General features: G+C 62.3%; 10 protein-coding genes. 5 read left to right on the plus strand and 5 right to left on the minus strand.

The window, feature by feature from the left end:
* Positions 1-45: 45 nt before the first annotated feature.
* Positions 46-1,581: an aldehyde dehydrogenase family protein gene (locus VGN12_09790; GenBank protein HEY4309729.1), complete on the minus strand. Its 1,536-nt coding sequence runs from the start codon at positions 1,579-1,581 to the stop codon at positions 46-48.
* An 834-nt stretch (positions 1,582-2,415) separates the two neighbouring features.
* Between VGN12_09790 and VGN12_09795 the strand changes: the two genes are divergently transcribed.
* Both VGN12_09795 and VGN12_09800 read left to right on the plus strand, forming a co-directional pair.
* On the plus strand, positions 2,416-2,865 hold the full coding sequence (locus VGN12_09795) for a TraR/DksA family transcriptional regulator (GenBank protein ID HEY4309730.1): 450 nt from the start codon (positions 2,416-2,418) through the stop codon (positions 2,863-2,865).
* Between the two features lie 232 nt (positions 2,866-3,097).
* The gene (locus VGN12_09800; GenBank protein ID HEY4309731.1) at positions 3,098-4,270 is read left to right on the plus strand and encodes a trypsin-like peptidase domain-containing protein; all 1,173 of its coding nucleotides are present in this window, start codon (positions 3,098-3,100) and stop codon (positions 4,268-4,270) included.
* A gap of 21 nt (positions 4,271-4,291) precedes the next feature.
* On the opposite strand, the gene VGN12_09805 is transcribed toward VGN12_09800, so the two are convergent.
* The gene (locus tag VGN12_09805) at positions 4,292-5,293 is read right to left on the minus strand and encodes a nucleoside hydrolase (GenBank protein HEY4309732.1); all 1,002 of its coding nucleotides are present in this window, start codon (positions 5,291-5,293) and stop codon (positions 4,292-4,294) included.
* 140 nt (positions 5,294-5,433) lie between these two features.
* Between VGN12_09805 and trpD the strand changes: the two genes are divergently transcribed.
* From trpD to queG, 3 genes are all read left to right on the plus strand, one after another.
* Positions 5,434-6,444, plus strand: a complete 1,011-nt coding sequence (gene trpD, locus VGN12_09810) for an anthranilate phosphoribosyltransferase (protein ID HEY4309733.1) — start codon at positions 5,434-5,436, stop codon at positions 6,442-6,444.
* Positions 6,445-6,752: 308 nt separating this feature from the next.
* Entirely contained in the window at positions 6,753-9,554 is a 2,802-nt protein-coding gene (locus VGN12_09815) for an MMPL family transporter (protein HEY4309734.1), read from the plus strand.
* A gap of 53 nt (positions 9,555-9,607) precedes the next feature.
* On the plus strand, positions 9,608-10,780 hold the full coding sequence (queG, locus tag VGN12_09820) for a tRNA epoxyqueuosine(34) reductase QueG (GenBank protein HEY4309735.1): 1,173 nt from the start codon (positions 9,608-9,610) through the stop codon (positions 10,778-10,780).
* On the opposite strand, the gene VGN12_09825 is transcribed toward queG, so the two are convergent.
* From VGN12_09825 to prmC, 3 genes are all read right to left on the minus strand, one after another.
* Positions 10,717-11,793, minus strand: a complete 1,077-nt coding sequence (locus tag VGN12_09825; GenBank protein ID HEY4309736.1) for a tRNA-dihydrouridine synthase — start codon at positions 11,791-11,793, stop codon at positions 10,717-10,719. The two genes, queG and VGN12_09825, sit on opposite strands and share 64 nt — an antisense overlap.
* A gap of 78 nt (positions 11,794-11,871) precedes the next feature.
* A complete protein-coding gene (gene murA / locus VGN12_09830) occupies positions 11,872-13,164 on the minus strand; it encodes a UDP-N-acetylglucosamine 1-carboxyvinyltransferase (protein HEY4309737.1) in 1,293 nt (430 codons plus the stop codon).
* Between the two features lie 94 nt (positions 13,165-13,258).
* Positions 13,259-14,143 carry a peptide chain release factor N(5)-glutamine methyltransferase gene (gene prmC / locus VGN12_09835; GenBank protein ID HEY4309738.1) on the minus strand — a complete coding sequence of 295 codons (885 nt, stop codon included), beginning with the start codon at positions 14,141-14,143 and terminating at the stop codon, positions 13,259-13,261.
* Between the last annotated feature and the right edge of the window lie 88 nt (positions 14,144-14,231).

Consider the following 14,231-nt stretch of genomic DNA (forward strand, 5'->3'; position numbering starts at 1 on the left):
TACTTTTTCGCCGGTGGCGAATCAGCATGCTTCGCGATCTCTGTGTTATTTCGTTTTTTTCCCGTCGGAAACGTCGGCGCTCATTCCCTGGGCCATCGTGATTTTGCGATCGTAATTCACCGTGAAAGCGATCTTGTGCGTCACGGCATCGACCAGTGCGGCGGCCGACGGCTGACCGTTGCCGCTGCGCTTCACGCCGCCGAACGGCAAATGCACCTCGGCGCCGATGCATGGCAGATTGACATACCCCATGCCATAGTCGCACTCGTCGCGAAACAACCGCCAGCGCCGATAGTCTTCGGTAATCACGGCCATCGACAATCCGTATGGCGTGTCGTTGTAGATTTCAATCGCCTGCTCGTCGGTGTCGAAGGGAACGATCGCCACGTGCGGCCCGAATACTTCTTCGCGAATTGTGCGCACACTGGGCCGATATTCCTGGACATAGACAAACGGCGATAGAAATAGGCCACGGCCATACGGCTCGCCGGTAACGCGGCCGCCGTCGAGTAGAATCCTCGCCCCCTCACGTCGGGCGAGGTCGTTGTATTCAAGCACTTTGTCGACGCCGGTCTGATTGATCATGGGACCGGCAAAGACGGTCGCGTCGAACGGATCGCCGAACTTCAGACACTTGGCCTGCGCCACGAACATCTCGGCGAAGCGATCGACCAGGCTGCGATGCACGAGGACACGCCCCGCCGAGACGCAGCGTTGCCCGGTGGTCTTGAACGCGCTCAGCAAGGCGGCGTTAACGGCCAGCGGCAAATCGGCGTCCGCGCACACAATGACCGCGCTTTTCGAGCCCATTTCCAGCGCGCACGACTTGTGCGCCGCTTCCGCTGCCAGCCGGCGGATATGCGCGCCGACCTGGTAACTGCCCGTGAAGGCGACGACATCGACATCTGAGTGCCGGGCCAAGGCGTCGCCGGCCTCTTCCCCGACGCCATGAACGAGGTTGATCGTGCCGGCGGGAAAGCCCGCCTCTTCGAAGAGTTGCACCAGCCGTTGACCGATCTCGGGCGTTTCTTCCGAGGGCTTGAAGACCGTGGTATTCCCCTCCAACAAGCTCGGTCCCAACATCCAGAGCGGCACCGCGAAGGGAAAGTTCCACGGCGTGATCACTGCGACGACGCCGCGCGGCTTGCGGCGAACGTAAAGGTCCTTGGCCTCGATCTCGGAATCGATCACCTGCCCCGTGGGCTGGCGTGCGGTGCCGAAAACGTATTCGACCATGTGCAGGCCTTCGATGACTTCAGCCCGCGCTTCGTTCAGAACCTTGCCGTTTTCGCGCGCAAGTACCGCCGCCAGCTCCTCGGTATCACGGCGTATCAGGTTCGCGAGATTCAAAAACAATTCGCCGCGGCGAATACGGCTCACACGGCGCCAACTGGCAAACGCCGTGCGCGCAGCTTGGACCGCCTCGTCCACATCGGCGTTGGTGCCGCGCGGATAAACACCTAGCACCGTCGAAGTATTCGCCGGGTTCGAGTTCTCGAAGACCTCGGCGCTCGAGTCGCGCCAGTGACCGGCAATATATTGACGGCCTTGCCAACTGCCGACGACAACGGGGACATTCATACCTGGGCCCTCCCGTGTGGCGTGTGCGTCCGATGCAGGGCATCATGACCCATCGCCGCGATCCGCGTGAAGTCCATTTTGCGGCCGCGGCCAATTCGAAGTGATCGGCCGCCGGGCGACGCATTGCTGGCAACGATCGCCACGGTGCTCAATGGCCAACGCCGATCGCACCCGCAAATGAACCGCCTGGGGACCTATAAGAACAATAGAGGTCGGTCGAACCACGGCAAGCGGCCAATTTCGTAGGTTTAATGCCCACGAATCGGGGCTGCGAACGCATTGCCCCGGCGCCTCCACGCGGGAGACGGAGGGGGCGCCGGCAAAGGTTCACTATTTTTCCTGAAAAGTCCGGCACAATGTGGCGGTAAAAACAAGGATTTCGCAACCGGAAATGTCCCCGCCGGCCAACTTCGGCTGCATATCTTTTCCGGTTATGCCGATTATCGGATAGCGTCGGCAAGGCAGCTTCCAAGCAGCCTCGGCCGGCGGAACAGTGGGCGGTTTTTACCAAGTCCTTCGGGACCGGCAAAGTAGTTTGCTGGCGAACCGGTTTGGTCAATTCGGGTCCAAACTCGGCCCCCGCAAGGACTGCAGCGCCACAGAGTTAAGAGGCTTGACGGCGAGCGTACAATCGTTCGCGATTTCAGCGACCCCTCCGGGGTGTCGTGCGTACTATATTTTGGTTGCCGTTTTTACCGGCTCGGAGGGCTGGTGAAAGGCGGTCGAGGGTTCTGGACAGGGAGTCAAGGCAACTTCAGCGGTTCGAGCAAGGCTTCAGTTCGAAGGGGGGGTCTACCTTCGACGCAGCCGACCATCGGACGGGTAAGGTGAGGCATGGCACGCAAAGACGGAATGCAGAAGATGCGTCAGCTTTTGGTGATGCGCCGCGACGCACTGCGCAAGGCACTCGCAGGTGACTTGAGCTTGCTCAAGCAATTGCGCGAGCAAAGCGCTGGCGATGTCGTCGACTTCGCGCTCGACTCGGCCCAAGACGAGATCAACTCGCAATTGGCCGAGGTGGAAAGCCGCGAATTGGCGCGCATTGAGGTCGCTCTGGAAAGAATCCGCACCGGTGAATACGGCTTGTGCGAAGCGTGCAGTGGGAGAATTCCCGTGGCGCGACTGAGCGCTCTGCCCTATGCCACATTGTGCATCGAATGCCAGCGCGAAGCGGAACGCACCGGCAATGCCGGCGGCGCCGCCGGCGACTGGGGTCGCGTGATGGATTCGTCCTCAGGTGACGCCGAGCTCTCGATCAACGATATCGAGCTGGACGTTTCGTAACATATCAGACCGCCCTTGAAGGGCGCACCCCTGGTGCGCCACAATAGGCCGTAGCGCAAATGCACCTCTGAGAGTTCCACCGGTTTCGATCGGGGTGCTTCGCTCGCAGGTGCGTTTGAGTTTTATGGGTGCCCGTGCCGCCGCACGCGGGTCGTCCGAATTTCGTGCCAGGAACTTCTGTTCCGCGCACAGTCACGCGCAGCGGCGGCGGTCTCGCAGGGAATCGATGCGTATGCCACGTCACCGCTCGTCCTATAATCTCGCGGGCTTGACGCTCGCTGCCGGCACCGCGCTGGGCTTGCTCTTGCACTTTCCCACCGCGGGCCAGGCGCAACAGGGCGAAGTTCGCTCGGCGTCAATGACGTCGCGGGACCAGCAATTCGAGTCGCTGGCCCGCGAAGTTGATCAATTCCAGCGGCAGGCCAATATTCTCAAGACCGTGATCAAGCTGGTCAGCCCCTCGGTCGTACATATCGATGCCGAACGGGTCGAAACACTGGGCCGCTCGCGCAAGGGCCTGGTCGAAGAGGCGGGTTCGGGCGTCATCATCGAAGTGGCAGGCAAGGCGTACGTGCTGACCAACCGGCACGTGATCAAGAACCACAACAAGGCCGACATCAAGATTCGCCTGTACGACAATCATGAGCTACACCCCCAGCAGATCTGGTCCGATCCGGATACGGACATCGCGCTGATGCTCGTGACGGCCGATGATCTTGTTCCGGCGCGCATCGGCGACAGCGATCAGGTGGAAATCGGCGACGCCGTGCTGGCCATGGGCAGCCCTTTCGGCCTCAGCCGATCGGTCACCTCAGGGATTATTAGCGCCAAAGGGCGGCGCGATCTGAAGCTGGGCGAACAGGGGGTCCGGCTGCAGGACTTTCTGCAAACCGATGCCGCGATCAACCCCGGCAACAGCGGCGGCCCGCTAATCAACATGCGTGGCGAAGTCGTGGGAATGAACACGGCAATCGTCAGCAACTCGGGCGGCTTCGAGGGAATCGGGTTCAGCATTCCCATCAACATGGTAATGGTCGTCGCGCGGCACCTGGTCGAAAAGGGAGTTGTGGTGCGTGCGTTCCTGGGAGTCACCTACGACAAGAACTTCGACGCCGAGATGGCGACCCGACTCGGTCTGCCAAGGCCGTACGGAGCGAGGATCGAAGGGCTGACCGAAGGAGGCCCAGCCGAGGCCGCGAAGTTACGCGTTGACGACGTGATTCTGAAATTCAACGGCGTCCCGGTCGATGACGGCGATCACCTGGTGAACATCGTCAGCATGACCGAGGTCAATAAGTCTGTGCCGGTCATCGTCTGGCGTGACGGGCAAGAGGTTCCTCTCACGGCGCGAGTCGGTGACGCCGCCCGTTTCCGCAAGACGCCGCTGGTGGATAACCCGCGCTAAAAGGCCGCTGTCCGATTTGTATTATCCGGCGCGGGCGGCTTCGGTAATGCCGCGGATCACGACGTCCATCACCGCCGCCGTATCGACCTTGGTCGCCACGTAGAGATTGTGGCGCCATTGAGGCATGGGGCGACGATCGAAAACCGTTTCGCCCACGGTCAGCTCACCCTGCGTCTCGACGTCGGCTGCCATCCGTTCAGTGACAAACAGCTCGGGGTGCAACGCCGCGACCAGCCCGACGGTATCGTGTAGATACATTCCTTCCAGGCCGAACTCCTGGCGGTGCGTGCGGAACGCGAAGGGCAGAATGCGGCGCAACAGCTTGCCGGCCCGCGTTGATTCCGACGGCAATTTGTCGAGTTCGCTGAAGGTCATGACGACCTGGGTGGCGATGTCCAGGGGAACCAGGGTCATGGTCGCCGGCTGCCGAAAAACATCCCGCGCCGATTGGGGATCGCAGTAGATATTGAACTCGGACGCTTGCGTGACGTTGCCACCAGCGAGTGCGCCGCCGCGGATCACCAACTGACCGAACTGTGTCGCGATGGAAGGGTCGCGGCGAATGGCGCCGGCCACATTCGTTAACGGTCCCAGGCAGACAATCGTCACTTCGTCGGGGGCGGAGCGAACTTCGTCCGCGATCACTTTCGCGGCCGGGTGCAGATGGTGCAGTTCGGAAACCGCGAAGTCGTTGTTTCCCAGCCCGTCAGCACCGTAGATGTGGCAATTATCGGCCGGCAGTGGCCGATCCGGGATCGTCGGCGCACCGACGCGCGGCCAGCGGGGCGGATCGAGGGCTTCCACGATCGTTTGCACGTTGCGGGCGGCCCGCTCGGGCGGGACACTGCCGCCGACGGCCGTGACGGCCACGACCTCGATGCGCGGATCGAACAGCGCGATGGTCAATGCCAAGGCATCGTCAATGCCCCCGTCAACGTCCAGAATCACCTTGCGGGGCACCAACGGATTACCTCCCTGCATGTCGGCATCAAATCCGCCGAATTGTAAGTCTTGACGGCGCACGGAACAAGGCTGAACAACCGCGACTCGCTCTTTGTCCCAAGTCTGGGGATTCGATCTTCGTCGGCCGCTGGACTACAACTAATGAGCCAGGCGCTGGATCGTCAAAGGCATCGCCCGAAATTGTGGTGGAGGATCGGCAGTTGATCGAAGAGACGTTGGGACGAATCGCCGGGGGCGAAGATTTATCCGTGGAGGATACCTCGCGCGCGGTCGAAGCCATCATGCTGGGGCTGTGCAGCGATGCCGAGATCGGCCTGTTTCTGAGCGGTTTGCGGCTCAAAGGGGAAACCGTGCAGGAAATCGCGGGGGCGGCGGCGGCCATGCGTCGCCACATGACCCCGATTCGCACCAGTCGGCAGGGGGTGATCGACACTTGCGGCACCGGCGGCGACGGCTCGCGAACGTTCAACATCAGCACCGCTGCGGCGATCGTTACGGCCGCGGCGGGCGTGCCGGTAGCGAAACATGGCAACCGCCGCGTGACGAGCACCTGCGGTTCGGCCGATGTGCTGGCTGTGCTCGGCGTCAACATCGAGGCCGGCGTGCCGCTGGTCGAGGCCTGTCTCGACGAGTTAGGAATTTGTTTTTGCTTCGCCCCCCTGCTGCACGGCGCGATGAAAAACGTCGCTCGCGTTCGCCAGCAGTTAGGAATGCCAACGATTTTCAACCTCCTGGGCCCCCTTTCCAATCCCGCCCGAGCGCCGTTTCAATTGTTGGGCGTGGGGCGCCCCGAGCTGCGCCCGGACATGGCCGAGGCGCTACGCCTATTGGGCATCGAACGTGCGCTGGTCGTTTGTGGCGAGGATGGTCTGGACGAAGTCACGCTTAATGGCCCGACGCGCGTCACGGAAATCGCGCAGAATCGCGCGCGCGAGTTCGTTTGGCATCCGCACGACTTTGGTATCGAACCGTCAGGGCTGGAAGACTTACTCGTGACCGGCCCCGAGGAGAGTGCGGCGATCATTCGTGGTGTATTGGCGGGCGAGGCGGGACGACCGCGCGATATCGTCGTGCTGAACGCGGCCGCGGCATTGATCGCGGCGGGCAAAGCGACCGGCCCGCGCGAAGCAGCGCAGCTAGCCGTCGTGGCAATCGATAGCAGAGCCGCCAGCGAATTGCTCGCGAAGCTTGTGGCAAAGACCAACGCTTGACGGTTGCTGTCACTGCTATCGCGTACAGTGCTTCTTACGGCAATGCAAGCCAATCAGTGGGCAGGCCTGATTCGATTCGGATTGTCCCCCCGTCAGGGTGCGACTAGAATGCCCGGCCTTTCGAGCTTGCCCCGCTTCGGGCAGCGGTTCGAAGGCCGGTCACGAAAGGATCGCCCGGTGTTACACCGGCGGCTTCTCGTACCGCCAAGATACATGCGCAAGCACTGCACGGCCCCGTAAGGATGCGCTCGTCGTGTTGTGTTCAGTACGGCCCACTTTGTCTCCGCAAAACCTCGATGGATCGCCTCATGTCCGCGGATAGGACGCCGCCGGGTGAGTTTTCGTTCTTGGCGCACGTGATGAGCGCCGTGACCCGGGCGGTCGTGCGCTTTCCGGTCGCCACGGTAACGCTCGGCGTTGCGCTGGCCTGCGTTTCGATTTACTTGTCGTCGACTCGCCTCGGCTTTCACACCAGCCGGCTCGATTTGTTGGATCCTGAGAGCGATTACAATCGCCTGTGGATCGATTACATCAACGAATTCGGCGACGACGACGACGCCGTGGTCGTTGTCGAAGGGGATAATCGCGACCAGGTCGTCCCGGTCTTACAAGAGATCTCGCAGTCGCTGTCGCGCCAGGAACGCTTGTTTCATGCAGTTCTGCACGAGGTCGACCTGGGCAAGATTCGCTCGAAGGGATTGCATTACCTCTCGCCCGAAGAGCTGATGAAGCTCGACGGTTTCTTGTCCGAGGTCGGCCCAATCCTGAGCGGCAACTGGTCGCTCTTGAACCTGGGGCACATGACCGAAGGGATGTGCATGCGGCTCGAGGCCAGCGCCCGAGCCCCAAACGATCCACTAAGCCAAGGCGTCGATGCCGAGGCCGAGCGCTTTGGCACGAGCTTGAACACAGCGCTCTCGCACGGCGGACGTTATGAATCCCCCTGGCCCGCCATGCCGCAATCGTTCGCCACGCTCAGCGAGCTGTCCGGCGAATACTTGCTGACCAAGGAAGGCAAGCTGGGGTTCGTGATCCTGCGGCTGGCCAAGGGAAAAGACGAATTTGCCCGCGCCACCGAGGCCACTGACGCCCTGCGTGACCTGATCGCGCAGATGTCGGCCCGGCATCCGGAAACCAAGATCGGCCTGACCGGCCTGCCGATCATGGAAAACGATGAGATGCGCTCTAGCCAGTCGTCGATGTTCTGGGCGAGCCTGATCTCGATGTTCGGCGTCGGCGCTTTGTTCGTTGCCGGCTTCGGCGGCGTGCGCCACGCTTTGCTGGCCAACGCAGTCCTGCTATTGGGCATGGCCTGGTCGTTTGGTTACGTGACCCTGGTCGTCGGGCATCTAAACATTCTCAGCGTGTCGTTCACCGCGACGTTGATCGGCATCGGCATCGATTACGGCGTCTATTACTCGGCCCGTTATCTGCAGCTACGGGATGAGCGCTATTCGTGCTCGGACGCGCTGGTGCGGGCGTCGTTCGAGGTCGGCCCGTCGATTCTTACCGGCGCCGTGACCACGGCCGTGGCCTTCTTCGCCGCTGGCTTTACGAATTTCACCGGCATCGCTGAGCTCGGAATCATCGCCGGCGGCGGCATCATCCTGTGCGCGATTGCCGAACTAGTGGTTCTGCCGGCCGTGATCTGCCTGGTCGATCGCAGCGGTTACGGCAAACGCATGCCCGAGAGCCTGCCGATTCACTCGCTGATCAACCCGCTGATGAAAATGCCGCGGCTGCTCTTGTTCGTAACCGTGACGGGCACCATCGGCATTTCGTACGGCATGTCACAGTTGTGGTACGACCACAACCTGTTGAACATGCAGCCGGTCGGTTTGGAAAGCGTCGAGCTAGAGCGCAAGCTGCTGGCCGAAAGCGATCAGAGCATGTGGTATGCCCTGTCGATTGCTGAGAACCGCGAAGAGCTGCTCGAGCGCAAAGCCGAGTTCCTGAAGATCGATTCGATTGAACGAACCGAAGAAATCGTGTCGCTGCTCCCCTCGGACCACGAGGTGAAGGCGCCGTTGATTGCCCGCATCCGGCAACAGTTGGACACCCTGCCCGAGCGGCCACCGGTGATCCCGGTCGATCGACCGGAAGAACTTGGGCGCTTACTGGCGCGGGCGCAAGAATTGATCGCCCGGCGCAGCTCGCGCTCGCGGGCCGAAATGGATCTCGAACAATCGCGCGACAAGCTGCGGCGGATGCAGGTCTCGGAATGCCGGGCCCTGGTCTCGCAGTACCAGCAGCAGATGGCCGGCGACTTGCTCAGCCGATTGTATGTTTTGAAGAGCATGGCCAATCCCGAGCCGCCGAAGCTGACTGACTTGCCCGACAGCCTGACGAGCCGGTTCGTCGGCGCGCACGGCCTGCACCTGCTGAAGATCTACGGTCGCGGCAATATCTGGGATATGGACGCCCTGGGCAAATTCGTACAGGACGTTCGCTCGGTCGATCCCCGCGCCACGGGTAATCCTCTGCAAGCCTACGAAGCTTCGCTGGAAATGAAGCACAGCTTCGAGAAGTCGGCGATCTATGCGTTGATCGTGATTTCGGCGCTGTTGCTGTTTGATTTCCGCAGCGTCCGGTACACCCTGTTGGCGATGTTGCCGCTGGCCGTGGGATTGGCGCAAACGTTCGGCCTGCTGGGCTTGTTGGGCGTCCCGCTCAACCCGGCCAACATGATTGCCCTGCCGCTGTTGTTGGGCATCAGCGTCGACGAGGGGGTGCATATCGTGCATGACTTCCTCGATCAAAAGGGGAAATACAAGATATCGCAATCCACGGCCGTGGCCGTGCTGGTTGACTCGTTGACGACGATCGTCGGCTTCGGCTCGCTGATGATTGCCAGCCACCAAGGACTGCAAAGCCTGGGACGTGTGTTGACGATCGGCGTCACCTGCTGCCTGTTCACGTCGCTGATCATGCTGCCGGCGTTGATGACGTGGTTCACGCGTCATCGCAAGGACGAGGCTGTCGTCGCACCGCCGAGCGCGGAGTCGCACCGCGCGGCACTTCGCCGTCGTTACGATCCGCGCCAGAAGGTGCCAACCGTTCCCCACGTGTCACCGGCACATCGGCCTGACGTCCGCAAAACCGCGGCCTGAACTATGCCTCGGGCAGCGGCTCCCGACAGCAGACTGTCTGCTAGACTTGCCGCATGGAACGCGCGGCACTCACCAAACACTTGAAGCAATCGGCGCACGAGTTGGGCTTTGCGCTGGCCGGTGTTTGCCCGGCCGTGCCGCCAGCGGGCTTCGATCGTTTGCGCGAGTGGATCGCACGGGGATTCGCCGGCGAGATGCACTATCTGGCCAAGCGCGAGGCCGCCTATCAGCACCCGCACCACGTACTAGACGGTGCCCGCAGCCTGATGGTGCTGGCGATGAACTATCGCACCGTCGAACCGGCGCCGCCGCAGGCCGGGCAGGGACGTGTTTCGCGATACGCCTGGGGTCACGACTATCACGACCTGATTCACGATCGGCTGAAAGCGCTCGGCAAGGTATTGCAAGACGCCGTGCCGATGGCTGTGGTGCGCGGCGTAGTCGACTCGGCGCCGCTCTTGGAGCGAGAGTTCGCGCAGTTGGCCGGCCTGGGCTGGATCGGCAAGAACACACTGCTCTTAAATCGCGAGGTCGGCAGTTGGTTCTTCCTGGCGGTGCTGCTGACCGACGTGGAGCTCGAGTACGACGACGCTCAGATGACCGACCATTGCGGTACATGCACGGCCTGTCTGGATGCTTGCCCAACGCAAGCGTTCGTGGCGCCATATGTGCTCGATAGCCGGCGGTGCATCAGTTATTTGACGATCGAGCTGCGCGAGAGCATGCCGGTCGAGTTGCGTGCCGACGTCGGTGATTGGGTCTTCGGCTGCGACGTGTGCCAGGACGTGTGCCCCTGGAATCGCCGCGCACCGACGAGCGATGAAGCTGAGTTGCAACCGTCCGGCGCGACCCGGCCGCTCGAATTGATTCCGCTTTTCGCCATGACCGACGCCGACTTTCGGACCCGCTTTCGGCATAGCCCGATGTGGCGCACGAAGCGTCGGGGGCTGTTGCGGAATGCCGCCGTGGTCCTGGGGAATCAACGCTGCCGCGAGGGAATGCCTGCGCTGGTGCATGGCTTACGCGATGATGAGGCGCTCGTGCGGGGGGCTTGCGCTTGGGCCCTGGGTCAGATCGACGACAACGCCGCGCGCGATGCTCTGCGACAGCGTTTGGAGATTGAAACCGATCGGACCGTGCGCCAGGAATTGATCGCCGCGATTCAGGCGGCGTCCACGCATTCGGCGTCTTCGTTGACCGAGCCATCGGGCCCGGCCGGGGCATAATTGCCAGGCCGGTCTTCAGCGTAGAAGCGTTCGAGGACGAGCGGCCAATCTTCGGTGTGGTGCACTCCAATAAACGCGTCTCGCACCGCCAGCGCTTCGGGATGCAACTGCGCGTACTTGATGCCGAACTTACGCATCTGCCGGCCGCAAGCATTGGGACCGTAAATCTGCTCGGAAAGGCGGTAGTGCTCGCGGATCACTTCGCGCTGTTGATGCACGGTCGGCGGCAGTGGCAGCGGCAGGCCCGCCGCCAAGGCGCGAGCCTGGGCAAAGATCCACGGGTTGGCGATCGCGCCGCGGGCCGCGGTGACGCCGTCGACCCCGGTTTCGCGCATCATTGCCAGACAATCCTCGGCGGTGAACAGGTCGCCGCTCCCCAACACGGTGCGCGATCCGGCGTGCGCTTTCACTTCGCGCAAAAACTCCCAGCGACTTGGTCCGACGTAGCGCTGCACCACGGTGCGCCCGTGAACCGTAATCGCGGCCACACCGCGGGCAAAGGCACCATCGAAAATCGTAAAGAACTTGTCGCGGCTCTCTTGAGAATCGTCCAGCCCGCGCCGCATCTTCACCGTCACCGGCTTGTCGGGCGGAACATGCTCGCGCACACGCGATATGATCTCGAGCGCGGTCTCGGGCTGACTCAGCAGAAAGCCGCCCCGGCAGCGCCCCAGTACCTTTTTCACCGGGCAGCCGAAATTAATGTCGATCACGTCGTAACCGGCCGCGGCCAGGTGGGCTGCCGCGGGGCCGAATTCCGCCGGGTTGCTCCCCATCAACTGCCCGCCCACGGGATGATCGTCGTCGGCCACGCGCATGAAGTACAGCCGCTCTTTGCGTTTGGTCTCGAGCACGATGCGGTCGAGCACGACCTCGCACAGCGCGTATGTCGCCCCTAACCGGCGCGCGACGGCACGCATTGCGTAATCGCTGTAGCCAGAGAGAGCGGCCTGAACGACCGGAAAACCGACGTTCACATGGCCGAAATGTAGATCAGGAAGAAGCGAGCTCATGGCTCGATTCTGGACGCCACATAGGCAGACCGTCAAGCGGCTGCGCATTGCGTCAGAATAACACGAGCACAGCGGAAATCAGCGAACGCCTACCGCCGCGGCGTTGCGGGCTTTCATTCGCTCAATTCTCGCACCCAGACTTGCCAACTTTTCTTCCAGCCGCTCGTAGCCGCGGTCGAGGTGGCGGATACGGCGGACGATGGTTTCGCCGTCGGCGGCAAGGCCCGCCAGAACCAAGGCGGCGCTTGCGCGCAGGTCGGTTGCCGTTGCCGTCGCGCCGGTGAGCTGCATGACACCGCGAACACTGGCACGGCCCGGGGCACGGCGGATGTCAGCTCCCAGGCGGACCAACTCGCGAAGGTGGTGAAAGCGGTCAGGAAACACCCGGTCCTCAATCCGACTGCACCCCGCCGCGAGCGTAGCCACGGCCGTGAGTTGCGATTGCACATCCGTGGGAATGCCGGGGTACGGTAGCGCCGTAATGCGAATCGGCCGAGTAACGTCGGCTGCGCGTAGCGTAATTTCTCGCTCTTGGATGTCCAGCATACAGCCCATCGATTCCAAGACCGCGAGTACGGCCTGCATGTGTTCGGTCGGTGCATTGCGAAGTGTCACGCTGCCGCCCGTGATAGCGGCAGCGCACATCAGTGTGGCTGCCTCGATGCGGTCCGGGATGATGCGATATCGCGCGCCGCCGAGTTGATCGACACCGTGAATCTCGATGGTCGAGGTCCCCTGCCCTGCGATTCGCGCCCCGAACGAAACAAGCAAGTTTGCCAGGTCGACGATTTCCGGCTCGATCGCGGCGCCAGTGATAGTCGTGACGCCGCGTGCCAGTGTCGCTGCACTCATCACATTCGCGGTGCCGGTAACCGTGGGACCGTGCGGTCCAAGGAGATTGACCTTGGCCCCGACCAGGCGCCGCGCTCTGGCGATGACGTAACCGCGACGCACTCGAATGTCAGCGCCGAGAGCCGTTAGCCCGTGAAGGTGCAAATCGATAGGCCGTTCTCCGATGGCGCAACCACCGGGTAGCGGCACGACCGCGCGCCTACGCCGCGCGAGCAATGGCCCAAGCACGCAAAAGCTGGCACGCATCCGCGCGACCAATCGACGATCCGCGCGGATGAGTGCCGGATCGATGTTTTCCAGGTGTACCGAACCGGCGCCGTCGCGACGTACGGCCACTCCCAAACGCGACAACAGACTCGAGAGGGTTTGCACATCGAGCAGGTCAGGAACGCCGTCGAGTGTGACAGGCCCGTCAGAGAGAATCGCCGCGGCCATCATCGGTAGGGCCGCATTCTTCGAGCCGCTCACCGCGACCCGTCCCGAGAGGGGAATTCCCCCCTTGATCCGCAGAGCATCCATGCTGCTGACCACCTTGATTCGTCGATTTCGTGAACCGCTTCTGAAATGCCCTCGTCTAACTCGTCGCTGCGCATTCCACGCAGCGCACCAGGCATTATTTTCGCCGCGCCTGCACGACGCGGGCGTGGGCGGCCAGATCCTTAATCGTGGGCGCCAGCTCGAAGCGTGTGTCAGCCTCGACCAGGCGCCGCACCTCAGCTTCGATCATAGGGCTGATCTCGGTCAAGAGGTGACCGCCCGAATTCAGTCGTTCGGCCGCCTGTGCTATCAATCGTTCGATGATCTCAGTGCCACGCGGCCCGGACACGAGCGCCTGTCGCGGCTCGAAATCGCGGACATCGCGTGCTAGCTCGGCAAATTCCGCCTCGGTGACATACGGTGGGTTGCTAGCAACGAAATCAAACTTCGCGTCCGCCGGTAGAGCAGCCAGCAGATCGCTTTCGAGAAATTCGATGCGCTCCGCGACACCGTGCTGCGCAGCATTCGCACGGGCCACGGCCAGGGCCGCCGTGCTTTTGTCGATGGCCGTGACGCGACAGTTGGCAAACTTCTTGGCCGCGCAAATCGCGATGATGCCGCTGCCGGTGCCGACGTCGGCCACGCGAATTTCGGCGGCGCCGTCCTTCGCGCGCTCGGCCATCAGATCCAGAAGTCGCACGACGAGCAATTCTGTTTCGGGGCGCGGGATCAGCACGTCCGGCGTGACACGAAACGGCAACGAATAAAACTCGCGCCGCCCGACCAGGTACGCGACCGGCATTCCGTCGGCGCGTTGTTTGACGAACTGCCGAAACTTCGTGCGCACGTCGTCCGCCGGAACCTCGGCGAACGAGGTGTACAAATCGATCCGCCGACTACCGCGCGCTTCGGCCAGCAGGATTTCCGCGTCCAACCGCGGGCTGTCGGCGCCGCGATCTTGCAAGAACTGGGTGGTCCAGGTCAGAAGCCGCCCGACGGTCCACGCTTCGGCTTCGGACATGGGCGGATCGCTGGGATTTAGTAATCGGTAGTCAGTGGACAGTAGTCAGTAGGAAGTGATGCACGATGACCAAACTCAACGCTCATCA

This window comes from Pirellulales bacterium (assembly GCA_036499395.1).
Taxonomy (GTDB): Bacteria; Planctomycetota; Planctomycetia; order Pirellulales; family JACPPG01; genus JACPPG01.